This window comes from Sphingomicrobium aquimarinum, assembly GCF_039655735.1.
Taxonomy (GTDB): domain Bacteria; phylum Pseudomonadota; class Alphaproteobacteria; order Sphingomonadales; family Sphingomonadaceae; genus Sphingomicrobium; species Sphingomicrobium aquimarinum.
The window spans coordinates 340861-363518 of sequence record NZ_JBBYXH010000001.1 but is presented as its reverse complement, the minus strand read 5'-3'; the positions used below and the strand labels follow the sequence as shown (position 1 = coordinate 363518).

At 63.6% G+C, this 22658-nt stretch carries 19 protein-coding genes and 1 tRNA gene; 13 read left to right on the top strand and 7 right to left on the bottom strand.

What is annotated here, in order from left to right; genetic code table 11:
* The first annotated feature begins 5 nt into the window (after positions 1–5).
* The 6 genes from rpoD to WJS89_RS01865 all read left to right on the top strand — a co-directional run bounded on the left by rpoD (position 6) and on the right by WJS89_RS01865 (position 6050).
* Entirely contained in the window at positions 6–2018 is a 2013-nt protein-coding gene (rpoD, locus tag WJS89_RS01890; protein WP_346339238.1) for an RNA polymerase sigma factor RpoD, read from the top strand.
* A gap of 270 nt (positions 2019–2288) precedes the next feature.
* Positions 2289–2588 (top strand): PspC domain-containing protein, encoded by a 300-nt coding sequence (locus WJS89_RS01885; protein WP_346339237.1) that lies wholly within the window; start codon positions 2289–2291, stop codon positions 2586–2588.
* A gap of 187 nt (positions 2589–2775) precedes the next feature.
* Entirely contained in the window at positions 2776–3447 is a 672-nt protein-coding gene (locus WJS89_RS01880; RefSeq protein ID WP_346339236.1) for a DUF6975 family protein, read from the top strand.
* A gap of 36 nt (positions 3448–3483) precedes the next feature.
* Positions 3484–4329 (top strand): AAA family ATPase, encoded by an 846-nt coding sequence (locus WJS89_RS01875; protein ID WP_346339235.1) that lies wholly within the window; start codon positions 3484–3486, stop codon positions 4327–4329.
* An 82-nt stretch (positions 4330–4411) separates the two neighbouring features.
* Positions 4412–5317: an ABC transporter ATP-binding protein gene (locus WJS89_RS01870; RefSeq protein ID WP_346339234.1), complete on the top strand. Its 906-nt coding sequence runs from the start codon at positions 4412–4414 to the stop codon at positions 5315–5317.
* Positions 5310–6050, top strand: a complete 741-nt coding sequence (locus WJS89_RS01865) for an ABC transporter permease (protein WP_346339233.1) — start codon at positions 5310–5312, stop codon at positions 6048–6050. The genes WJS89_RS01870 and WJS89_RS01865 overlap by 8 nt, the downstream gene beginning before the upstream one ends.
* A gap of 4 nt (positions 6051–6054) precedes the next feature.
* On the opposite strand, the gene WJS89_RS01860 is transcribed toward WJS89_RS01865, so the two are convergent.
* Positions 6055–7461, bottom strand: a complete 1407-nt coding sequence (locus WJS89_RS01860; RefSeq protein WP_346339232.1) for a methyl-accepting chemotaxis protein — start codon at positions 7459–7461, stop codon at positions 6055–6057.
* A gap of 112 nt (positions 7462–7573) precedes the next feature.
* Between WJS89_RS01860 and WJS89_RS01855 the strand changes: the two genes are divergently transcribed.
* Positions 7574–8755: a vWA domain-containing protein gene (locus WJS89_RS01855; RefSeq protein ID WP_346339231.1), complete on the top strand. Its 1182-nt coding sequence runs from the start codon at positions 7574–7576 to the stop codon at positions 8753–8755.
* Here the strand turns inward: WJS89_RS01855 and WJS89_RS01850 are convergent.
* The 4 genes from WJS89_RS01850 to WJS89_RS01835 form a co-directional block, all read right to left on the bottom strand.
* On the bottom strand, positions 8752–10368 hold the full coding sequence (locus tag WJS89_RS01850; protein ID WP_346339230.1) for an ATP-binding protein: 1617 nt from the start codon (positions 10366–10368) through the stop codon (positions 8752–8754). The two genes, WJS89_RS01855 and WJS89_RS01850, sit on opposite strands and share 4 nt — an antisense overlap.
* A gap of 304 nt (positions 10369–10672) precedes the next feature.
* On the bottom strand, positions 10673–11413 hold the full coding sequence (locus tag WJS89_RS01845) for a class I SAM-dependent methyltransferase (protein WP_346339229.1): 741 nt from the start codon (positions 11411–11413) through the stop codon (positions 10673–10675).
* Position 11414: 1 nt separating this feature from the next.
* Positions 11415–12617, bottom strand: a complete 1203-nt coding sequence (locus WJS89_RS01840) for an exo-beta-N-acetylmuramidase NamZ family protein (protein ID WP_346339228.1) — start codon at positions 12615–12617, stop codon at positions 11415–11417.
* Entirely contained in the window at positions 12614–13126 is a 513-nt protein-coding gene (locus WJS89_RS01835) for a DOMON-like domain-containing protein (protein WP_346339227.1), read from the bottom strand. The genes WJS89_RS01840 and WJS89_RS01835 overlap by 4 nt, the downstream gene beginning before the upstream one ends.
* A gap of 71 nt (positions 13127–13197) precedes the next feature.
* Between WJS89_RS01835 and tyrS the strand changes: the two genes are divergently transcribed.
* Positions 13198–14424, top strand: a complete 1227-nt coding sequence (tyrS, locus tag WJS89_RS01830; protein WP_346339226.1) for a tyrosine--tRNA ligase — start codon at positions 13198–13200, stop codon at positions 14422–14424.
* Positions 14425–14497: 73 nt separating this feature from the next.
* A complete protein-coding gene (locus WJS89_RS01825; protein ID WP_346339225.1) occupies positions 14498–14872 on the top strand; it encodes a hypothetical protein in 375 nt (124 codons plus the stop codon).
* A 31-nt stretch (positions 14873–14903) separates the two neighbouring features.
* Here the strand turns inward: WJS89_RS01825 and recG are convergent, their stop codons facing one another.
* Positions 14904–16946 carry an ATP-dependent DNA helicase RecG gene (gene recG, locus WJS89_RS01820; protein ID WP_346339224.1) on the bottom strand — a complete coding sequence of 681 codons (2043 nt, stop codon included), beginning with the start codon at positions 16944–16946 and terminating at the stop codon, positions 14904–14906.
* 116 nt (positions 16947–17062) lie between these two features.
* Here recG and WJS89_RS01815 point away from each other — a divergent pair, with 116 nt between their 5' ends.
* Together WJS89_RS01815 and mfd are read left to right on the top strand one after the other, a co-directional pair.
* Positions 17063–17323 carry an FAD assembly factor SdhE gene (locus tag WJS89_RS01815; protein ID WP_346339223.1) on the top strand — a complete coding sequence of 87 codons (261 nt, stop codon included), beginning with the start codon at positions 17063–17065 and terminating at the stop codon, positions 17321–17323.
* The gene (mfd, locus tag WJS89_RS01810) at positions 17320–20817 is read left to right on the top strand and encodes a transcription-repair coupling factor (protein WP_346339222.1); all 3498 of its coding nucleotides are present in this window, start codon (positions 17320–17322) and stop codon (positions 20815–20817) included. The genes WJS89_RS01815 and mfd overlap by 4 nt, the downstream gene beginning before the upstream one ends.
* Here the strand turns inward: mfd and WJS89_RS01805 are convergent.
* Positions 20814–21608: an EAL domain-containing protein gene (locus WJS89_RS01805; RefSeq protein ID WP_346339221.1), complete on the bottom strand. Its 795-nt coding sequence runs from the start codon at positions 21606–21608 to the stop codon at positions 20814–20816. The genes mfd and WJS89_RS01805 overlap by 4 nt on opposite strands.
* A gap of 129 nt (positions 21609–21737) precedes the next feature.
* Between WJS89_RS01805 and WJS89_RS01800 the strand changes: the two genes are divergently transcribed.
* Together WJS89_RS01800 and WJS89_RS01795 are read left to right on the top strand one after the other, a co-directional pair.
* Positions 21738–22520, top strand: a complete 783-nt coding sequence (locus WJS89_RS01800; protein WP_346339220.1) for an NAD kinase — start codon at positions 21738–21740, stop codon at positions 22518–22520.
* A gap of 60 nt (positions 22521–22580) precedes the next feature.
* Positions 22581–22655: transfer RNA gene (locus WJS89_RS01795), tRNA-Asn, on the top strand.
* The last annotated feature ends 3 nt before the right edge of the window (positions 22656–22658 follow it).

Here is a 22658-nt window from a genome sequence, read left to right as displayed (position 1 = left end):
ATTTCATGGCCAAAACCGATACCGACACGAAGGACGATGGCGACCAGCCGCTGATCGACCTCAACGATGCCAAGATCAAGAAACTCATCGCGCGCGGCAAGAAGCGCGGCATCCTCACGTACGACGAGGTTAACGAAGCGCTGCCCAGCGACCAGATGAGCCCCGACCAGATCGAGGACATCATGTCGGCGATCAGCGAGATGGGCGTCAATATCGTCGAGGCGGACGAGGACGACGAGGACGAAGTCGAGCCGATCGACGAGAAGGCGGCGGGCAAGAAGGACGATCCCAAGACCGTCAAGGCCGCTACCAACACCAAGGAACGTGCCGACCGCACCGACGATCCGGTGCGCATGTATCTGCGCGAGATGGGCGCGGTGGAACTGCTCAGCCGCGAAGGCGAAATCGCGATCGCCAAGCGGATCGAGGCCGGCCGCGACTTCATGATCTGGGGGCTTTGCGAGAGCCCGATGACCTTCGATGCGATCATCGAATGGTCCAACAATCTCAATGAAGAGACGATGCAGCTGCGCGAGATCCTCGATCTCGAAGCGATGATCTCCAAGGGGCCGACGCAAGAACAGCTCGAGAAGAGCGAGGACGAGGACGACGACGGCGAAATCAGCGAGGATACCGCCGGTCCGACCGTGGTCGAGGACGAGGAAGAGCCCGATCACGAGGAAGAGGACGGCGACGAGGATGACGCCGCCGCCCGCGCGAAGAAGCGCCGCGAGGAAGAAGAGGAAGACAACACGCTCAGCCTCGCGCAGATGGAAGAGGCACTGAAGCCCACCGCGATCGAGAAGTTCGCGGAGATCACCTCGCTCTACAAGAAATTCTCCAAGCTCCAGCAGGAGCGCCTCACGGCCTTCGAAGCGGGTGAGGAATTTCCCAAGGCCAAGGAAAACAAGTATCAGAAGCTCTCGGGCGAGCTGACCGCGCAAGTGGAATCGATGCAATTCCACAACGCGAAGATCGAGATGCTCGTCGACCAGATGTACGGGTACAACCGGCGTTTGATGACGCTGGGCGGGCAGATGCTTCGCCTCGCCGAGCGCCATCGCGTGCCGCGCAAGTCCTTCCTCGACGAATATGACGGCAACGAGCTCGACGATGCGTGGCTCGACCGGGTCGGCAAGATTGACAAGAAGTGGGCGAATTTCGCCAGTTCGGAGCGCGACACCGTCGAGCGGATTCGCGATGAGATCGCCGAGATCGCGCAGGCGACCGGCATGGCGCTCCCCGAGTTTCGCCGCATCGTCAACCAGGTGCAGAAGGGCGAGCGCGAGGCCCGCATCGCCAAGAAGGAAATGGTCGAGGCGAACCTGCGTCTCGTCATCTCGATCGCCAAGAAATATACCAACCGCGGGCTGCAGTTTCTCGACCTCATCCAGGAAGGGAACATCGGGCTCATGAAGGCGGTCGACAAGTTCGAGTATCGCCGCGGCTACAAATTCTCGACCTATGCGACGTGGTGGATCCGTCAGGCCATCACGCGTTCGATTGCCGACCAGGCGCGGACGATCCGCATCCCGGTGCACATGATCGAGACAATTAACAAACTCGTCCGCACGAGCCGCCAGTTCCTGCACGAAACGGGTCGCGAGCCGACGCCGGAAGAATTGGCCGAGCGCTTGTCGATGCCGCTCGAAAAGGTTCGCAAGGTGATGAAGATCGCCAAGGAGCCGATCAGCCTCGAGACGCCGATCGGGGACGAGGAAGACTCGCACCTCGGCGACTTCATCGAGGACAAGAATGCGGTCATCCCCGTCGATGCCGCAATCCAGGCCAATCTCAAGGAAACGGTGACGCGCGTCCTCGCCAGCCTCACGCCGCGCGAGGAGCGCGTTCTGCGCATGCGGTTCGGGATCGGAATGAACACCGATCACACGCTTGAGGAAGTGGGCCAGCAGTTCAGCGTTACGCGTGAGCGCATCCGCCAGATCGAGGCCAAGGCGCTCCGTAAGCTCAAGCATCCCAGCCGCAGCCGGAAAATGCGTAGCTTCCTCGATCAATAGGCCCATTTGGGTCGCAAACCGCAACTGATCGGTTCCTGCCGCCCGTTCGTCGAAGCGGGCGGCACCTTTTCGTGACCGGTTCATTGATTTGTTGCATTGCACAATCATATGCGGTGCACAGGACCGCCGGTTGGGGAAATTTCCCTGATGGCTATTGCCCGACGGGGCCGGACGAAACGGTTTTCCGGGATTTCCCGCAGTTGGCATGGTCGCTGCAAAGTCTGGGTCGAAGGCGGGATTTTCCGCCACGATCGATGAAGGAAACACGTGATGAGTGACAAGAATCTCCTGCTTCGCAACGACACCCTCCTCGGAGTGTGCAAGGGGCTGGGTGAGGACTTCGGCTTCAACCCGACCTTCCTGCGCGTCGCTCTCATTCTGCCGCTTTTCTGGTTTCCGGTAGAGATGGTGGCGATCTATCTTGCGCTGGGCGTCGTGGTATTCGCGTCGCGGGCCTTGTTCCCGATCAAGGATCGGCGCTCCGGTGCCGATCTCAAATTGGCGCAGGTCGATGGGTCTGCTGAGGTGGTTCCGGCGATCGAGAGCGAGCCACTGCGCAACGCTGCATAAACCAACTTCGCCGTCACACGATCATGAGGCCGTCGCTCATCACCGAGTGGCGGCCTCGTGCCGTTTTGGGGCAGTTTTCATCGCAAGAAATGTCAGACAAAGGCCATATGGTAACCACGTCTTTACGGCCTGCCTGTATGCCTGTCGGTCCCACCAAGAAAGAAGTGACGAGACTGGAAGGATGAGGATGGTGGCTCTGGCTGCGAATTTCGACGCCCCTTTGTTCGACCCGCTGCCGCGGATCGATGCGGAGGGCTCGAAAGGTCATGCACATGTCGAGGCGTTGCTTGGCTGCGACGCGATGGACATGACGCGCGATTTCGCTGATTTCGTGCATCTCCTGTGTGCGCTTCACGGCAAGCACCCTACCCTCGTCGAGGCAGCCCTGTCGCGCGTCACGCCCGGACCGCAGCGGGAATGGATGCTGCGCGCCGCGGACGGGTTCGAAGCCGAGCGCCTCGCGCTCGTATCGCTGGTGAGCCAGGTCGGCCCCGTACCTTCTACCCCCGGAGCGGCGCAGACCGAAACGGCGATCCAGTCTCAGCGCCATGCCGTCGAGACGCTCGCCAGGTCGGAACGCAACGGATGCGCCTTGGGCGCCGCGGTCGCACTGGTTCGCGACTGGACCCCTTTTCGGGCATTACTCGACATGGTCGCTGCGCGGTTGAGCGTCGACCTGCCGCTGCGCAAGCTCCCCGATACCGATCTGATGGAGGGGGTGGTAGCGGCATGCGACGGCCCCGGTGCGCAACGCGCTTTCGGGTTTGGCGCGGACCAGCTCCTCGCGCAGCATCGTGGCCTGTTCGACCTCTTGGAAGCGCGATCCGAAGCGCGCGCGAAACTCGACGGCACCGCCTGACTTGAACGCTTCGGCCCCGCCGCATAGAGCGAGGCCATGAAATTCGATACAACCGAAACCTACGTCGCTACCGACGACCTCAAGGTCGCCGTCAATGCTGCCGTGGCGCTGCGTCGCCCGCTACTCGTCAAGGGCGAACCGGGCACCGGCAAGACCGTCCTGGCGCACGAGATCGCGAAGGCGATCGATGCGCCGCTGATCGAGTGGCACGTCAAGTCGACGACCCGCGCGGTGCAGGGCCTGTATGAATATGATGCGGTGGCGCGATTGCGTGACGGACAGCTCGGCGAGGAGCGCGTCCACGACATCTCGAACTACATCAAACGCGGCAAGCTGTGGGAGGCGTTTACCTCCCCTCGCCTGCCCGTGTTGCTGATCGACGAGATCGACAAGGCCGACATCGAATTTCCCAACGATCTGTTGCAGGAACTCGATCGCATGGAGTTCCATGTCTACGAGACGGGCGAAACGGTGAAGGCGGCGGTACGCCCCGTCGTCGTGATCACGTCGAACAACGAGAAGGACCTTCCCGACGCCTTCCTGCGGCGCTGCTTCTTCCATTATATCGCTTTCCCGGATCGCGAGACGATGGAAGCGATCATCGACGTCCATTTTCCCGGCATCCAGAAGATGCTGGTCCGTAAGGCACTCGACCTCTTCTACCAGGTGCGCGAGACGCAGGGGCTGAAGAAGAAGCCTTCGACGAGCGAGCTGCTCGACTGGCTGAAGCTCGTTCTTTACGAGGATATGCCGATGGAAGTCCTCGCGAACGCAGATCCGACGAAGGCCATTCCACCATTGCACGGTGCTCTCCTCAAGAACGAGCAGGACGTGATGCTGTTCGAGAAGCTTGCCTTTCTCGCCCGACGCGAGGGCCGTTAGTCGGTCGGACTTGCCCATTCATCGAAGCCAGGCTGCGCCCGAAGATGCGCCGCGCCTAATCGTTGGGGCCACAAAGGGGGACATGATGGATCTGGCAATCGAAACACAGGCGCTGACAAAGCGCTTCGGCAAGGCCGTGGCCGTCGACGGCATCGACCTGGCGATACCCGAGGGGGCGATCTACGGCTTCCTCGGCTCCAACGGCGCGGGAAAATCGACCGCTATCCGCATCATCCTTGGGTTGCGCACCGCGACATCGGGCGTCGTGAAACTGTTCGGCAAGCCGCTGGACCATCGCCACCGTCCGCTCATCGGCGCGATGGCCGACAGCCCTGGCGGCGCCTTTTACGAGCATCTTTCCGCGCGCGATAATCTGCGGGTGACGGCGATGGCGCTGGGGATCGAGAGCGATCCCGATGCGCTGCTCGAGCGCGTGGGCCTGGGGCACGCCCAGGGCAAGAAGGTGCGGGCCTTTTCTACCGGTATGCGCCAGCGCCTGGGCATCGCCCGCGCGCTCGTCGGCGACCCTCCCCTCATCATCTTCGACGAGCCTCTCAACGGCCTCGATCCCGAAGGCATTCGCGAAATGCGCACGCTCATGCGCGATATCGCCGAGGGCCGCACGCTCATCATCTGTTCGCACCTGCTCGACGAGATCGAGAAGGTGGCCAGCCACGTGGGGCTGCTGTCGAAGGGACATCTTATCCATCAGGGACCGCTCGACGGCATCGCGGTCGACACCGACCTCGTCGAACTGGGTGCGGTGGGGAACGTCGACGAGGCGCTCTCGTCGCTGGCCAGTCACATCAGCCCCGTCGGCGACCATCGCTGGCATGTGGTTCCCCGCGACGGGCTGCCTGTTTCGGAGCTCAACCGCATCCTCGTCGAGAAGGGTATCGCGGTCGATCACCTCGCGCAGAAGCGTTTCAGTCTAGAGGAATTCTATCATGACCGCATTGCCGCACACCAGGGAGGCGATCATGGTTGAGGCCGTCCACGTCCGCACGCCGGGATTGATCCGGTCGGAACTGCTCAAGCTGAAGGGCAGCCGCGTCTTCTGGATGACCATCGCGGTGCCGAGCTTCGTGTTGCTGCTGGCCTCGCTCGTGGTGCTGACCGAGGGGAGCAATTCCGCGATGTTCGTCGCCGGTGGACTCGCGATCTGGGGGACGCTGGTCCTGCCGTTGGGGACGATGGCGCTGACCGTCATCCTTGCGCAGATCGAGCATCAGCCGCGAGCCTGGGATCCGCTGCTTAGCCTGCCGGGCGCACGCCGGCGGATCTTCCTCATCAAGCTGGCGGCGGGTGCGCTGGTTCTGGCGGGATGGTCGGTGCTGCTCGGCGGCGGCTTGTTGGCGTTGGCAGCCTTCTTCAAGGCCGTGCTTCCCGCGAAGATGGCGGGCGACCCCGTGCCCGTCGGCGAGTTTGCGACGCTCGTGCTGCGCGTCTGGGCGGCGAGCTTCTTCATGCTCGTGGTGCAATACGGACTGGCGCTGTTCTTTCGCGGCTTCATCCTCCCGATCACGATCGGCATCGGTGGCATCATCACGGCCGGCGTCGCCGCCAGCAGCGAGTACGGCCAATACTTTCCCTGGCTGATGCCGCTCAATCAGCTAGCGACGGAAGGGGCTCCGGCCGATACGGCGCTGTGGCTCGGGATCGGCGGCGGAATCGTAGGCGCGATCATCCTCCAACTGGCGATGCAGCGCCGCGAATGGTGAGGCCTCAGGCGATGGCGTCGTCGCGGTAGGCGAGTTCGAAATTGCCGTAACGCTCGCCCTTGATGAAGAGCGGCACGAAGACGTTCTTCACCGGGAAGCTCTCGTTGCCGAGGTTCATCTGGTAGGTCGCCAGCTTGGCGGGCTTGGTGCTCGCCACGGCCGCGCGCGTCGTATCGTCCATCAGGATCCGGCGGTTGCGGCTGTGCTTGTCGTTCCAGACCGGATCGTCGCCCTGCGGTTGGCAGCGTTCGGTGAGATGCGTGGGAAGGTAGCCGTTCACGTCGGTCAGCGCGCAAGCAATGGTGCGATTGTCGGCCGCCTTATATTCGTCGATGATCGGCCGGATGTAGGCGTCGGCGAAATCGGCGAAGCGGTTGTCGTATTGCGGCGGATTGGAACCCTCGCGAAGCTTGTAGTCGCGGTCGAGCACCGCATCGAGCGTGATCTCGCCCCGATCGATGGCATTTTCGATCACGTTCTGGATCTGGCGCATCACGTCCTGCCCACGCGCGATGAAGGGGGTATCGTCGATTTCGGCGCCCGAGTTGGCGAGCGTGTCGAGCATGTTGTTGGACATGCCCTCCAAGTGATTGAGGCGCTTTTCGGCCAGTTTGAGTTCGTCACCGCTGGCGCGGGCGCCTCCGGCGAAGTCGGTCAGGCCCGCCTTCACGCGGTCGACGCTCGTCTGGATGAGGCTGGTCGACTGGGCGATGCCTTCGGACTGATTACCCACCATGTCGACGATCTCGGACACCTCGCGTACGGTCGAGCCGATCGTATCGATCCCTGACTGGGCGGCACGGCTGCGCTCGACCCCGTCGCTGATCTCGCTGGTCACCGCATTGGCCTCGCGCGTGAGTTCTCCGAGCGTGACGGCAATCTCGCCGGTCGCGCTGCGGGTGTCGTGCGCAAGCTTCTTCACTTCGGCGGCGACCACGGCGAAACTGCGGCCGGCATCGCCCGCTCGCGCGGCTTCGATCGTGGCGTTGAGCGCGAGCATGTTGGTCTTGCGCGCGATCGATTCGATTGTCGCAGAAACGTTCTGGACCTGGTTCATCGCCGTCGCGAACCCCGCCATCCGTTCGCCGAGCTGGACGACGAGCTGCGTGAGCTCGTGAAAGCCCTCGATCGTGTTCTCGATCGCCGCGCGCCCGTTGGCGAGCTTGGTCTTGGCCTGGTCGGCAAGGAGGCGCGCTTCGTCGGTGCTGTCCGACACGCGGGCCTGATCGATGGTCAGCCGTTCGGTGACTTCCTGGAGCTGATCGAGAGTCTTGAGGCTCTCGCCGATCCGCGTCGACACCGCCTCGACATAGCCGGCAACATCGCTGCACTCGAGACTGAGCGAACCGCAGTCGCGCGCCACGGCACGAATCGCGTTTTCGGTGACCTGTTCCAGTCCTTGGGTCGCCATGGAATGAGTTCCTTTATGAGCACGTCTTGAGGCCCGTTTACCCGCGCATCCCCTATCATTTCGTTAACCAAGCAATTTGATTGCCGCCGACCGAGCGACTAGGGGAAACAGGATGTTCATCACCTTTCTCGATCGCCTGCGGGCCGCGGGTATCCGCGCGAGCCTGAAGGAGCATCTGATGCTCCTCGAAGCGCTCGACAAGGAAGTGATCGAGCCCGACCCGACGCAATTCTATTTTCTCGCGCGCGCGTGCCTCGTCCCGGACGAGAAGATGCTCGACCGGTTCGATAGGGTGTTTGCCGAGACGTTCAAGGGCATCGAGGGGCTCGGCGGAGAGGAAATGGCCGTCGACCTGCCCGAGGATTGGCTTCGGGCGGTCGCCGAGCGATACTTCTCGCCCGAGGAAATGGCGGAAATCCAGTCGCAGGGCGACTGGGACGAGATCATGGACACACTTCGCCAGCGCCTCGAGGAGCAAGAAGGAAGGCACCAAGGCGGCAACAAGTGGATCGGAACCGGGGGCACCTCCCCCTTCGGCCATGGCGGATATAATCCGGAAGGCGTGCGCATCGGAGGCCCCGGTCGGCACGGGCGGGCGATGAAGATCTGGGACAAGCGCCTGTTCAAGGATCTGGACGGCGATGTGGCGCTCGGTACCCGCAACATCCAGGTTGCACTGAAGCGACTGCGACGCTTCGCCCGCGAAGGTGCGGCCGAGGAATTGGATATCGACGGCACCATTTCCGGCACGGCGCGGCAGGGCTGGCTCGACGTCAAGATGCGGCCCGAGCGGCACAACGCGGTGAAGCTGCTCCTATTCCTCGATATCGGCGGATCGATGGATGCACACGTCAAGCAGGTCGAAGAGCTGTTCTCCGCAGCCCGAAGCGAGTTCAAGCATCTCGAACATTATTACTTCCACAATTGCATCTACGAAGGCGTCTGGAAGGAAAACCGGCGACGTTGGGACGGCGCGATCCCGACCTATGACGTGCTTCACAAGTTCGGCGCGGACCATAAGCTCGTGATCGTCGGCGATGCGTCGATGAGCCCCTATGAAATCACCCATCCGGGCGGCGCCATCGAACATTATAACGAGGAAGCCGGCGCGGTCTGGATGCAGCGGCTGACGGACCAGTACCAGAGCGCCGCCTGGCTCAATCCAACGCCCGAAGCCTATTGGAACCATAGTTATTCGACCCGCATCCTCAAGCAGCTGATGGATGACCGCATGTTCCCGCTCACGCTGGACGGGCTCGATGCGGCGATGCGGGAGCTTTCGAAAAAGTCCTAGGCCGCCGGATCGATCTGCTCGGCAAGGTTGCGAACGCCTTCGATCCATTGCGAACGCGAGACATGCTTGGCCGAGGGATACAGTCGATCGATCAACGCCAGTACCTGCGGGTCGCCGGCCTTTTCCACGATAAAAGTTTGCGCGAAGAGACCACGAAGGAGCGCCAGGAGGTTTGTCAGAACCTCCATCGTCATCGGCTTCCCGTCCGTCTCCTTGGGGCGCTCGCCCGTCAGAAGGAGGGCGGAGTTTCGCGGAACTGGGAACCCGCTTGCGACGACGTCCCCACCGATCGCGCACCAAAGAAGCGATGCGACCCGACGGTCGTCGACGAGGCAGCGCCCGGCCATCTTGGTGTTGAACGCGCCGCGCGCGACCGATTCTTGGCCCACCCGAATGCCGTCCCGATCGTGAATGCCGCAAGGACGTCCCGGCCCATCGAGAATGGCGGCCGTTTCCTGCGCGAGCTCGGAAGCGACCCCATCTCCGATGATTGCGATGCTGGGAATGCGGCCTCGATTGGAAACGAGCGCATCGAGAATTTTCGGGTAGAGATGAAGCGAGGTCGTGCCGCCCAATTCAGGCATCGCATTGACCTCGCAGATGGCGCCACCCGTCTCGCGCCACGACGCCGCGATGTCTGGGATGATCAGATCGACGCCCGCTAGGTCGAGATCGAGCTGCGTGGCCGCCCGCTCTGCCAGACGCGCATTGTCGGGGTGCACCTCTTCGGTAACCGCGACGGGCATCCCACCGGTGGTCACGTTGGACTTTCGCGCGAGGCGCACGAAGTGACCCTTGGCGGGAATGGACCCTAGCTCCAGATCCTGTTCCTCGATGAGGCTCATTGCCTCGGTGCCGAGGCGGATCTTCTTGAGTCGCGCGAACGTGTCGTCGCCCCTTCCCGGCTCGTTGTTGAGACGTTCGACGAGCGAGCGGATGTCGCTCTGCCCATCGCCGGTCACGCCGGCGGGACGACGCTCTACCGCCCAGATCATCTTGCCGCGAAACACCGTGAGGCGATAATCCCGTCCTTCGACGTGGCGTTCGACCATGATCGACTTCGAGATCTGGTGGGCGGCATCGAACGCGGTCCGCAGGTCGTGCTCGTTCGCGAGGCCCGCTTCGACCGCAACGCCCCCATCTCGATCGGCGGGCTTCACCACCACGGGATAGCCAAAGCGATCGGCGATCCGCACGGCTTCCTCGGCATCGTTCGCCAGCTTGAAATCTGGCGTTGGGAGCAGCGCACGACGCAGCATCAACGACGTAAGTGGTTTCCGGCGGGCGATCGCCACGCCGTTTCGCTTCGTAAACTGGGTGAACGTACTTTCGACACGCGCGCCATTACGACCGATCCCGAAGAGCGTCATGTCGCCGGGGAGTTGGCGAAAGGGGATGCCGAGCTCGAATGCGGCACGGGTAAGGCGCGGCCCGTTGCTCGTCGACGGCTGCGTTGCACGCAGCGCTACGACGACATCCTTGAGCTGTGTGGCAAGCGCGTCATCGGACAGGGTGCCGGTCAGATCGAGCAGAAGTAGAGAACAGAGGTTGCTGACCGGCTCGGTGGAATAGTCGAAACCGGGAACGAAGAGAACGAAATCGCCGCCGCCCATCGTGACGCCACGTGTCGCATCGAGAAACGGCAGTCCGGCACGGGCTTGGATTGCGTCGACGGCCGCGCCGAACCACCGCGCGACCGCGCCTGGATGATCGTCCGTCGGGGCGTCGGGAAGCGGAGTATTGTCTTCGAAATCTAGAGCTTTGAGAGCGTCGACGATCCTGGCGGATGTTCTTTCGTAGACATTTCGTTCGCGAGAATCTGTTCGTATCTGAACGCGGACCGACGCGCTTTGCAGGCCGAGAACATAGCCCCCGACCCTGTGCGCGCTGATGACACCCGACGACATCGTCTCTTGGTCAATCGAGCCGACAGTGCAGGGTACGCAGGCCCCAGCGCATGCCGACTCCGCCAGGAAGATCATCGATCCCGAGGATATCTCCGATCGCCTGTTCGACGTGCGCTTCGTCGGCATCGCAGATGTCGAACAGGAGCCGCGTGAACGCGCTCATCTGGCCGCGCGTCTCGAAAACCCAGTGATAGGAGTGCTGTCTATCGCCCTGCAGCCGCCAACCCGCCGCCTCGAGGTCGCTGATGACGTCACCGTCAAGATAACGACCCTCGTGGCCGGTGGAATTGTAGGCGCCCACGAACTCGTCGAGGAAGCGGCTCACCGGATGACCTTCCGCCACATCGGAAAGAACCAAGGTACCGCCATCGCAGGTGACGCGCGCAGCTTCGCGGTAGAAGCGTGGCTTGTCGTCGAGGTGGTGTACGCCCGCCAGACTGACGAGTGCATCGACCCGGTCGTCCTTCCAGGGGAACGGATAGAGCGGCGTGCGGGGTCGGCGTGCGTCGTTCTGACCCGCATGGGTCGTGAAGTCCGAGCAGGGCTCGTGGCGCACCCATTCGCAGTGCTGCGGAAGATAGGGCCCGAGATATCCGCCGCCCGCGGGAACGTCACCGATCACTATATTGCCGGAGAGGTCGAGGGGCTCGAGGAGCTGACGGAATTCCGCAGCGCGCGCGCGCGGAAAGGCCTGCATCGCGCGGTCGTAGCTCGAGCCGCGCTGATCGAAGAGTTCGGTATAATCTACCATGTCAATAAAGCAGGAACGGCGCCCTTTCGTCTGTCCAGGCCTCCTCGTCGGGCACCGCGATCGCGTCGAGATCGGCAGGCGCCGCCCGCTCGTCGTCGACCCATGTCCGCAGCGAGGGACCGCCGTTGATGATGTCGATCGCCGGGCGGCCAGACGTATATTCATACTCATAGTCGAGGCCGCGCCACAGGTCGTATTCAGGAAAGATCGTCCGAATGGCCTTGAAAGCCAGCGCCTGTACACGCCACGCCTTGAAGGCCTCATGATCGTAGCCCGCTCCCTCGGCATGGATATGAACGCCGTGGCAGAGCGCACCGGAATGTTTGTAGAAGGTCGGATCGAACCAGATTTCGCGCAGCGTGCAGCCGGTGAGCCACTGCGGCGCGAGCCGCCGCATTTCCGCGATGACGGTGCGGGCGTTGATGTCCGGTGCGCCGAAGATTTCCAACGGGCGCGTGGTGCCCCTGCCCTCGCTCAGATGCGTTCCCTCGACCATGACCGTACCGGCATAGGCACGCGCCATGTTGACGCTGGGCGCATTGGGCGACGGATTGAGCCAGACGCGGTCGGTGGGCCAGCCATGGCCGGGGCCGGCGGGGTCGTAGCCCTGCATCTCGATGACGCGATAATCGACGTCGAGCTTGAAGCGGTCGATGAACCAATGGCCCATTTCGCCCAGCGTCATGCCGTGGCGCATCGGGATCGGTCCCGCGCCGACGAAGCTTTCGTAGCCGGAGGTGAGCTTGGGGCCTTCGACGGGGCGGCCCGCCGGGTTCGGGCGATCGAGCACCCAGACGGCCTTTCCGTGCTTCGCGCCCGCTTCGAGCAGGTAGAGCAAGGTGGTGAGGAAGGTGTAGATGCGGCAGCCGACGTCCTGCAGGTCGACGAGGACGACGTCCCAGCCCTCCATCATCGCGTCGGTCGGGCGGCGGACTTCGCCGTAGAGGGAATGTACCGGGATCTTGTGAACGGGATCGATGTAGCTCTCGCTCTCGATCATATTGTATTGCTTGTCGCCCTTCATCCCGTGCTGCGGGCCGAAGGCGGCGCGAAGATCGACATCACCCAGCCCGGCCAATGCGTCCAGGCTGTGCACGAGATCTTCGCTGACCGAGGCCGGGTGGCCGCATAGCGCCACGCGGCGGCCTTTCAGCTCGCGGCGGAGGTCGTCGTCCTCGAGCAGACGGTCGATGCCGAATTTCAAATCTCTTCTCCATAGATGGCGAAACAGTCGTCGTGATGAAAATCGGCGGGTCCGGCGGGATGTGCAAGCGCGAAATAGCCTTTGCGGCCGTCGATCGTCTCGATGATGGCGGACAGGCCGACGCGGTGGCCGTTCAGGGGCTGGCCTGCGATCATGGCAGTGAGGACATAATCGTCGCCATCGCGGCTCCCGGCGAGGATACAGCGATTGGGCAGGTTCGAGCGCGCGTGGCGATAGCTGCCGAAACGATACGCCGACCACCGGCCGTCTGGAGCGAAATTATATTCGCGATAGCCGGTCGCATTGTGACGCAGGAAGATCTCGAAGCAGGTCGAGCGCCAGAGACGATCCTCGCGACGCAGGGGGCCAATGTCGGGAAGCTGTAGCGCCTCAACCTCACCCCGCACGCGATAGCGGAGCGTCAGCACGTCGTCGTCCGCCCGTGCTTCGACTTCGAGCGCGGTGACGTCCGGCAGCGGATGATCGCGATGGGGGGTGAGCTTCATCATTTGCCCCTCCATCGTGGGCGAGGCTTTGGGGTGTGGCAAGTCGTGATCAGGCCCGCTAACAGAACCGCATTATGATGACCTATAAAAGCGAGCTGATGCGCAGCCTGTCGGGCCGCGACTATATCCACCAGACGACGGACGCCGAGGGGCTCGACCAGCTCGCCACGAACGGGACGGTGACGGGCTATATCGGCTTCGACGCGACCGCGAGGAGCCTGCACGTCGGCAGCCTCGTGCAGATCATGCAGCTACGCCGACTGCAGCAGGCGGGGCATCGCCCGCTGGTGGTGATCGGCGGGGGCACGACCAAGATCGGCGATCCGTCTGGCAAGGACTCATCGCGCCAGATGCTGACCGAGGCAGACATCGCCGCGAATGTCGAAGGGATCAGCAAGGTCTTCCACAAGCTGCTGCGGTTCGACGACAGCGATACGGGCGCCATCATCGTCAACAACGACGAGTGGCTGGGCAGCCTCAACTATCTCGACCTGCTGCGCGACGTCGGGCCGCACTTCACGATCAACCGGATGATGACCTTCGACAGCGTGCGCACGCGCCTCGAGCGCGAGCAGCCGCTCACCTTCCTCGAATTCAATTACATGATCCTGCAGGCCTACGACTTCCGCGAGTTGAACGCGCGCTACGGCTGCCGCCTGCAGATGGGCGGGTCGGACCAGTGGGGGAATATCGTCAACGGCATCGAACTTACCCGCCGGATGGGCGGCGAAGAGGAGCTGTTCGGGGTGACAACGCCGCTGATCACGACCGCGGACGGCAAGAAGATGGGCAAGACGGCCTCGGGCGCGGTGTGGCTCGACGCGGACCTGCTCAGCGCGTACGATTACTGGCAATTCTGGCGCAACACTGCGGATGACGACGTGGTGCGCTTCCTCAAACTTTTCACCGACCTCCCGCTGACCGAGATCGACCGGATGGCGCAGCTATCGGGCGCGGACATCAACGAAGCGAAGATCGCGCTGGCGAATGAAGCGACCGCGATGCTGCATGGCGAGGACGCGGCGCGCGAGGCGGCGGAAGCGGCACGGCGAACCTTCGAGGAAGGCGCGTCGGATGCGAACTTGCCAAGCCTGTCGACGGGCGGCGAGATCGGTGTTCTGGCGGCGCTGGTGGGCTTGAGCTTCTGCGCGTCGAACGGCGAGGCGAAGCGCAAGATCAAGGAAGGCGCGGTGAAGCTGGACGACCAGGTCGTAAGCGATCCGCAGCTACTAGTGACGGTGGTGGGTGATCCGGTGAAGCTGTCACTTGGGAAGAAGAAGCACGGATTGTTGGTAGTTTAGCTACAGACTTTTACAAATCGCTGATTTGGGTGAAAAGCGGACTTCGGAACTCCGGCCAAAAGGGTTGGCGCAAATGATGGATCCCTCATACCTCCCGGTGTTTGAAAATGCATATCTCGAAGACAGCTACCTTCTCGGCTTTATGGCCGAAGGGACGGACCTTCGCCTGAAAGTTTTGTTTGCGCTCACTCAGGACCATCCACTGCACGAAAATCCAAAACCTGGCGAAGCACACTGCTATCGCGAGGGCTATCTGATCATTGAACACCCGATGGAGATCCAGACGAAGCCCGCTCGAACTTTTCTGACCACGGATCCTGACGGCTCAATCGACCTCGGCAGCATTGAACTGCATAGACTGGCGGAAGGTAACTATCTTCTTGTCACCGAATGGTTTGAGGCCAGCTTCAAATCCGAGAAACTTAGCATCGAAGTGTCGCAGCGCTGACGTCAGCAATGGGATCGCTAGCAGACACATCTCAACCGCCCTTCAGCAACCCCACCGCCATATCGCGTTCGAAGAGATAAAGGCAGACACGCGCTGCCTGGCCGCGCTCTCCTTCCAGCCCGCCATCGCGGTCTAGCAGCATGCGCGCGTCCGCCTGCGCCATCGGAGCCAGCTGGGCGAGGTCTTCGGGGTCGACGAGGCGGAAGCTGTGGTCGCCCGACTGGCGGGTGCCGAGGATTTCGCCCGCGCCGCGCAGGCGCAGGTCTTCCTCCGCGATGCGGAAGCCGTCGGTGGTTTCGCGCATGAGGGCGAGGCGGGCGCGGGAGGTTTCGGACAAGGTGTTGCCGCGCAGGAGCAGGCAGCGCGATTTGCCGGTGCCCCGCCCTACCCGTCCGCGCAGCTGATGAAGCTGGGCGAGGCCGAAGCGGTCGGCGCCCTCGATGATCATCAGCGTTGCGTTGGGCACGTCGACGCCGACTTCGATGACCGTCGTGGCGACCAGCACCGCGAGATCGCCGCGCTGGAAGCGCTCCATGACGGCGTCCTTGTCCTCGCTCTTCATCCTCCCGTGCACGAGGCCGACCTTGTCGCCGAGCCGCGCCTTGAGGCTGGCGGCGCGCTCCTCGGCCGCGGCGGCGTCGAGCTTGTCGCTTTCCTCGACCAGCGGGCAGACCCAATAGGCCTGTTCGCCGGTCGCGATATGGCGCTCGAGCCCAGCGACGATTTCGTCGAGGCGGCTCTCGGACATGACGAGCGTTTCGATCGGCTGCCGCCCCGGCGGAAGCTCGTCAATGCGGCTGACTTCCATCTCGCCATATTGGGTGAGCGTGAGCGTGCGCGGTATGGGCGTTGCGGTCATGGCGAGAAGGTGCGGCGGGCGCTTGCCCTTTTCGCTCAGCATGAGCCGCTGCGAGACGCCGAAGCGGTGCTGTTCGTCTACGACAACGAGGCCGAGATCCTTGTAAGCGACGGCCTGCTGGAAGATGGCGTGGGTGCCGACGAGGATGTGGATCGAGCCGTCGGCCAGCCCCATCAACGTCGACTCGCGCACCCTGCCCTTGTCGCGCCCGGTGAGGATGGCGACGTTGACGCCGATGGGGTCGCACAGGCGCTTGAGCCCCTCGTAATGCTGGCGCGCGAGGATTTCGGTGGGGGCGAGCATGGCGGCCTGTGCGCCTGCCTCGACCGCTTCGAGCATGGCAAAGAGCGCGACCAGCGTCTTGCCCGAACCGACGTCGCCCTGGAGCAGGCGGAGCATTGGGCGCTCCTGCGCCATGTCGCCTCGGATCTCGGAGACGCAGCGCGCCTGCGCGCCGGTGAGGGTGAAGGGCAGGTTGAGCTTTCCCGACAGGCTGCCGTCGCCTTCCAGGGCGCGTGTCTGCGTGCGGCGGGCGGACTGGCGGATGAGGAGGAGCGCGAGCTGGTTGGCGAAGACTTCGTCATAGCCCAATCGCGCGCGGGCCTTGGCGGCGCCGGTGTCGGCATGGGCGGCGGCGAGCGATCCGCGCCAATCGCTCCATCCGCGATCGGAGAGCACCGAGGGTTCGATCCATTCGGCGAGGTCGGGCGCCTGGCTGAGGGCCTGCGCGATGAAGTCCTGAACCTTGCGGTTGGTCAGGCCCTCGGACAGCGGATAGACGGGTTCGCGAAGCGCGGGCTCTTCCTTCACGACGTCCGGGTGGACTATCTGCAGATCGTCTCCATAGGCATCGAGGCGGCCCGATATGCGCGCCTTCTCGCCCAGCGGGAGCTGCTTCTTGGCCCAGCCCGGATTGTTGAAAAAGGTCAACGCGACCATGTTCTCGCTGCCATCCTTCGCATAGATCCGCAGTGGGGCGCGGCCCCTGCCCTCGCGCAGATCGATGGGCGTCAGGTCGATCACGATCCGCTGGCCGACGAGATGATGGCCGAGTGTATCGGTGGCGATGCGCTGGATCATTCCGGTGGGGAGGTGGAAGAGCAGATCGACGAGGCGGGTAAGCTTCAGCTTCTCAAGCGCCTTGGCGATCTTGGGGCCGACGCCGTCCAGCGTATCGGTGGTCGCGAACAGGGGGTGGAGAATCTCGGGCCGCATGGTCTTCAGCCTCCCTAGCAAGGCGGAACCCGAGCGCCTACATGCGCGCTTCATTCGAAACAATTTTCACCCCGGGCGGAAGCGCGCGGGGCCGCATCGCTATGGAGAATTCCCGCATGGACGAACGTCGTCGCGCCTTGAAATATCGTAGCTGGCACCGCGGTACGCGCGAGGCGGACATGATGATCGGCGGCTTCTTCGACCGCTACCAGCACCAGTGGACCGATGCGGACATGGACTGGTTCGACGCGCTGTTGATGGAGCAGGACGTCGACATCATGGCCTGGGCGATCGGGACCGCGGAGGCGCCTGCACGCTTCCAGGGGCCACAACTCGAGACGATGAAGAAGCTCGACTTCATCCGGATCGCACGATGAGCGAGAGACTGCAGACGGTTCTTAAGGCCGACACGGCGCTAACGCTCGCGAGCGTTCCGGCGGGTTATCTGCCGTGGCTCGCGACCGATCTCGCGCGGGCGGCCGGCGACAAGGGCGGACGCGCGTGGCTGATCGTGTCGGACGAAGCGGCACTGCGCGCGGTATCGGAGACCGCGCCCTTGTTCGCGCCCGAAGTACAGGTGGTAACGCTGCCGGCCTGGGACTGCCTGCCCTACGACCGCGCGAGCCCGCCGCTCAAGGTCATGGCAGACCGGATGGGCGCGCTGGCGAGGCTGGCGCGCAAGCCCAAGAAGCCACAGCTTGTGGTCACGACCGTCAACGCCGCAATGCAGCGGATGCTCTGTCCGGATCGGATCAAGGGCCTCGTGCGACGTCTCGAGGAAGGCAGCGAGATCGAGCGCGAGAAGCTGATCGGGTTGTTGCAGGCCAATGGTTACGCGCGCGTCGACGCGGTGCACGATGCGGGCGAATATGCGGTGCGTGGCGCGATCGTGGATCTCTATCCGGCGGGCATGTCGAATGGCGTCCGCCTCGACTTCTTCGGCGACGAGATCGAGACGATGCGGGCGTTCGATCCGACCGACCAAAGGTCGACGGGGCGCGTCGAAGGCTTCACGCTGATGCCGGCGTCCGAGGCTTTGCTCGACGAGGAGTCCATCAAGCGCTTCCGCAGCCGCTATCGCGAGAAGTTCGGTGCCAATGCAACGAGCGATCCGCTCTACGAGGCCGTCAGCGACGGTCGGCGTCTGGCGGGGATGGAGCATTGGTTGCCGCTGTTCGAGGAGTCACTTGCCGACCTGACGGATTATACCGGTGAGGACGATGTCGTGCTGCGCGATGCCAATGCCGATGCCGCGCTCGGCTCGCGCCTAGAGGCGGTCGAGGACTATTTCCAGAACCGGCGGCGCGTCGAAGCCAAGGAGGCGGGAAGCTATCGGCCGTTGAAGCCCGATGCGCTCTATCTTTCGGACGGCGAATGGTCGTCGGTCAAGGCCGATACGCCCGTGCACCTTGCAACCCCCTTCCCCTCGCCCGACAGCGAAGCGGTCGTGGACATGGGCGTGTCGGGGCCCCGCGATTTCGCTCCGGAACGGGCGCAGGGGTCGAATGTCTATGAAGCGGTCGCCGAACATGTCGCGAAGCTGACAAAGGACGGCAAGACCGTCGTACTGGCGAGCTACTCGAAAGGCGCGCGTGAACGGCTCGACGGATTGATCGCGGATCATGGTGTGGACAGCCGACGGATGGCGGACAGCTGGCAGGAAGCGCTCGGCGGGAAGGCCCCTGCCCTGCTCGTCCTTCCGCTCGATCATGGATTCACGACCCCCGATGTCGCGGTCCTTTCCGAGCAGGACATGCTCGGCGACCGGCTCGTGCGGCGGCGCAAGCGCCGGAAGAGCGCGGACGCTTTCCTTGCCGAACTGTCGGCGATGACGCCCGGCGATCTGGTGGTACACGAGGAACATGGGATCGCCCGCTACAAGGGCCTGACGACCATCGACGTGCAGGGTAGCCCGCACGATTGCGTCGCCCTCGAATATGCGGGTGAGGACAAGCTCTATGTCCCGGTCGAGAATATCGACATTCTCTCGCGCTACGGCGGGGCGGACGAGGCGGTAAACCTCGACCGCCTGGGCGGCGAGGCGTGGCAGCGGCGCAAGGCCAAGATGAAGGAGCGGATCCGCGAGATTGCGGGTCGGCTCATCAAGGTGGCTGCCGAACGCGCGCTGCGCGAGGGCGAACCTGCGCAGCCCGACAGCGCCTTTCCGCAGTTCGTCGACCGTTTCCCCTACGAGGAGACCGACGATCAGGAGCGCGCGATCGAGGAAGTGCTGGAGGACCTGGGCTCGGGCAAACCCATGGATCGGCTCGTCTGCGGCGATGTCGGTTTCGGAAAGACCGAGGTCGCCTTGCGCGCCGCCTTCGTGAGCGCGATGGCAGGCTATCAGGTCGCGGTGGTGGCGCCGACCACCATTCTCGCGCGCCAGCATTACCAGAATTTCGTCGAGCGCTTTCAGGGTTTTCCGATCGAGCTCGGCCGCATCAGTAGGCTCGTGTCCTCATCCGAAGTCAAGGAGACCAAGGAGCGGCTCGAGAAGGGTGATATCGATATCGTGATCGGCACCCATGCGCTTCTCGGAAAGACCGTGAAGTTCAAGAAGCTGGGGCTCGTGATCGTCGACGAGGAGCAGCATTTCGGCGTGGCGCACAAGGAAAAGCTGAAGGCGCTGAAGAGCGACGTCCACGTGCTCACGCTCACCGCCACACCGATCCCCCGCACGCTGCAGATGGCGATGACGGGGCTGCGCGATCTGTCGGTCATCATGACGCCGCCGGTCGACCGTCTCGCGGTGCGCACCTACGTGATGCCGCGCGACCCGGTGGTGATCCGCGAGGCGCTGCTGCGCGAACATTATCGCGGCGGGCAAAGCTTCTACGTGGCGCCGCGGGTCGCGGACCTGCCCGACATCGAGGAGTTCCTGCGCGAGGAGGTACCCGAAGTGAAGTTCCTCGTGGCGCACGGCCAGATGAGCCCGACCGAGGTCGAGGAGCGGATGAGCGCGTTCTACGACCGCAAATATGACGTGCTGCTGTCGACGACGATCGTGGAGAGCGGGCTCGATATTCCGAGCGCCAATACGCTCATCGTGCATCGTGCGGATCGCTTCGGCCTCGCGCAGCTCTATCAGCTTCGCGGCCGTGTGGGACGCTCGAAGACGCGGGCTTATGCCTATCTCACCACGCCCGAGCCGCATCTGGTGAGCGAAAGCGCGGAGAAGCGGCTGCAGGTGCTGGCCAATCTCGACAGCCTTGGCGCGGGCTTCCAGCTTGCGAGCCACGATCTCGACCTACGCGGCGCGGGCAACCTGCTCGGCGACGAGCAATCGGGACACATCAAGGAAGTGGGTTTCGAACTCTACCAGTCGATGCTCGAGGAAGCGATCGTGCAGCTGAAAGCGGATGGCGGTGCGGGGCAAGCGGGCGAAGCGCTCAATCCACAAATCAATGTGGCTGCGCCGATCCTCATTCCCGACGATTACGTGTCAGACCTCGATTTGCGGATGGGCTTGTATCGGCGTCTCGGCGATCTCGAAAGCCGCGCGGATATCGACGCGTTCGCCGCCGAGCTGATCGACCGGTTCGGCAAGCTGCCGGAAGAAACGCAGAACCTGCTCGAGGTCATCGAGATCAAGACCAACTGCCGCAAGGCACGGATCGCCAAGATGGACATCGGCGCCAAGGGCGCGGTGGTGACGTTCGCCAGCGACGGTTTCCCCGACGTTCCGGGACTGATCGCCTATATCGAGAAGCTCAAGGGCCAGGCGAAGCTGCGGCCGGACGGGAAGCTGGTGCTGTCGCGCAACTGGCCGGGCGAGCATGATCGCATCCACGGCGCACTGCAGCTGTCGCGGGGCCTCGGGCGCGTCGTGGCGGCGGGGCAGAAGAAGGCAAAAGTGGCGGAGCCGGTCTAGCGGTTGGCGAACGAGACGAAGCGGCCGAGCGCTTCTTCGTCGAGCGGGCCGGAACCGAGGAACCCCTGATAGAGGTCGGCGCCCCATTCGCTCAGAAGATCGAGCTGCGCGGCGTTCTCGACGCCCTCCACCACCGTACGCAGGCCCAGTTCCTGTGCGAGCGTGAGCATAGCGCGCATGACGATCCGCGCCTTGTCGCCGCCGACGATCTGCTCGACGAGACTGCGATCCATCTTGAGCGTGTCGATCGGCAGGCTGGTGAGATAGACGAGGCTCGAATAGCCCGTGCCGAAATCGTCGATCGCGATGCGGATGCCTTTCTCGCGCAAGGCGGCGAGCCGCTCGGCGGCCTTGGGATGCTCGCTGACGTGCTGGGTTTCGACCAGTTCGACCGTCAGTCGCTCGGGCGGGAAACCGCTATCGGCGAGCATGTCGAGGAAGCTTTCGGGAAAGTCACGGTCGAGCAGTTCTTCGGGCAACAGGTTGATCGACAGGCCGATGTCGCCGAGTGCGCCTTCCCATGTCGCGGCGCGCTCAAGCGCGTCGTACTGGACGGTGCGCGAAAGCGGGCCCTGGAGGCGCGCGGCCCTTGCGCGGGTAAAGAGCGCTTCGGCTCCCGGCCCCGTCTCGTCCCAGCGCGCGAGGGCTTCGGCAGCGACCACGCGGCCCGTCGCCAGGTCGATCATCGGCTGATAGTGAATCGAGATCTCGCGCGTGGTCAGCGCATCGAACAATTCCGGATCGCGGTCATGCCCCACTGGCAGGAGGGGGTCGTCGTTTCTGCTCAACATGTCGCCTTCCATCGAAAGGATCGCCACGCACCACAAGCGGGGCCGAACCGACTGGCCCTTATCGAGACAGTAGCGTGAAGCGCGCCGCTCGCCTATGCCCGTCTTCATGCAGCGAGGGGAGCAGCAGGCATGAACGAGCGCAGCCCGATCGGGATCGCCATTTCTTCGCGCCAACAGGCGGCGGACGCAGGCGAACTCCTACGCGCTCGGTACGAATTCGTCGAGGCCGAGGAAGCGGCGACGCTGCTCGCGGTGGGCGGGGACGGATTCATGCTGCGCACGCTCCATCAGATGCTGGAAGAAGGCCTTCCCAAACGGCCCGTGTTCGGCATGAACCGCGGCACCTTCGGCTTCCTCATGAACGAGTGGCGCGAAGAGGGGCTGATCGAGCGGATCGCCAAGGCCAAGCCGATCGATATCCTGCCGCTGAAGATGGAAGCCGAGACGATCCACGGTAAGGTCGTTACCCGGCCCGCGATCAACGAGGTCAGCCTGCTGCGCGAGACGGGGCGGACGGCCAAGATCCATATCGACGTGGCCGACCGGCCGGCGATCGACGAACTGGTGTGCGACGGGGTGATGGTGGCGACGCCTGCGGGGTCCACGGCCTACAATCTGTCGGCGGGAGGGCCGATCCTGCCTTTGTCGGCGAACATGCTGGCGCTCACCCCCATCAGTCCCTTCCGCCCGCGCCGCTGGCCGGGCGCGATCCTCAACGAGGATACGGCGGTGCGGCTGACGGTGATCGATCCCGAGGACCGGCCCGTGAGCGCGGTGGCGGACCAGTTCGAGGTGCGCGACGTAACGCAGGTGACGATCAGCCTCGACCGTGCGCGGCCCCTTACCCTGCTGTTCGACCCCGAGCATGCGCTGGACGAGCGGATCGCGCTCGAGCAGTTCGAAACAGGCTGATTTCCCCCTTGCATCGGCGCGCCCAATCGGTATACGCCCTCCCCATCGCCTTCGGGCTGCTCCCCGATAGCTCAGCGGTAGAGTAGGTGACTGTTAATCACTTGGTCGTTGGTTCGAATCCAACTCGGGGAGCCATTT